The organism is Sphingomonas sp. Leaf10 (genome assembly GCF_001421245.1).
Lineage (GTDB): Bacteria > Pseudomonadota > Alphaproteobacteria > Sphingomonadales > Sphingomonadaceae > Sphingomonas.
In genome coordinates this window covers 1-1,117 of sequence record NZ_LMKE01000016.1, presented here as the reverse complement: position 1 = coordinate 1,117, position 1,117 = coordinate 1, and the positions used below count along the sequence as shown (strand labels likewise).

The 1,117-nt window shown below is 56.8% G+C and carries 2 protein-coding genes; one reads left to right on the top strand and one right to left on the bottom strand.

Going from position 1 to position 1,117, the window contains the following annotated elements; all coding sequences use genetic code 11:
* A partial coding sequence (locus ASE59_RS20725) for a hypothetical protein (protein ID WP_235515762.1) occupies positions 1-240 on the top strand: 240 nt, incomplete at its 5' end.
* A gap of 36 nt (positions 241-276) precedes the next feature.
* On the opposite strand, the gene ASE59_RS13260 is transcribed toward ASE59_RS20725, so the two are convergent.
* On the bottom strand, positions 277-954 hold the full coding sequence (locus ASE59_RS13260) for a Shedu anti-phage system protein SduA domain-containing protein (RefSeq protein WP_056457027.1): 678 nt from the start codon (positions 952-954) through the stop codon (positions 277-279).
* Positions 955-1,117 lie beyond the last annotated feature (163 nt).

Sequence of the window (1,117 nt, the reverse complement as noted above, 5' to 3'; positions counted from 1 at the left end):
TCAAAGGCGACAAGCATCCTGACAGCCAGCGCTACCGCAAGGCGGCCTGCTGACCACGCTTACGATGTGCTTGCACTCAACGCGATCAGCGATGCAATCTTCGACGAATGGTATCCCAACCACCGTACAGGCGATTTGGTGCCAGTGATGCCGCCACTTCGCGTCATGCAGGAAGCGAGTGAACTGGCGTTACGTCACCGCATGGTAGCTGCTCGCCGGCGGGAACAACCGGCGGCCTAGCGCAGCACCTTCCCGGCCCTACGGGCCGGGAAGCAATCAGGTTGCAACCTCCTCAAAGTCGCGGTTTCTTCGGCGGTAGCCTAGGTCGCTTTGCAAGTGACGCCTAATCCGATCGTATGAGACGACCTGCAAACGGTCGGATAAAGACTCATTCACGTTACCGCGCATCGACGTTTGCCCCGGTGTTTCGTGCCGGGAGTCGCCGATCAGCAGCAGCACACTCTTTGGTCGCACAATCTCTTTAACGCCTGTCATCGACCGGACTGTATCGACGTAGCGATCAAACTGGTTCAGGTAGCTCGTGCACTGGACAAGTGCCTTGTTTGCCGCTGGGCTGAAAGCGTCTGCCTTTCTGTTTGCAAACTGAACGTCCGCGCGCTTTAGCTCGATAATCCACCATGTATATCCATCCGAGTTCCTAGCAACTGCGAGGAAATCAGGTATCTTGCCGGGCGATCCGTTCGGCTGGTGCAAAGCAATTTGTTGCTTCGGAAATAGCCATATGCCGTGATGGCCGGTGCTCGGGGTAATATACTGCGCAAGATACGGGCGCTGCTCGATGCACCGCTGAATGGCTTCCTCATCTTTCGTGGCCAGCGCCGCGTCAAAGGCATTCAACCAATCTAAGCGGATATGGCTTGGACTGCCGTAAAGAGCACCGGGAAACCGCTGCGCCTCTTTCGCCTCGTATTCATCGAAGTCGGCATCAGTCATTATCTTGAGAATGGGCACGGATTACTCCCGGCGTGGTTTGATACCGAATGTGGCCCAACCCGGAGCGCACAGCAAATCCGAAACGATGGGTGCGCGGGCCGTGACGTGACCCCGGTCTTTCATCCAGCGGCAACCAGAGACCGACCGTGGTTTTCGCGCATAA

Bases quoted from the DNA above. Each gene is read 5' to 3' on its own strand.
- ASE59_RS13260 (WP_056457027.1), bottom strand. From the start codon at position 954: ATGACTGATGCCGACTTCGATGAATACGAGGCGAAAGAGGCGCAGCGG.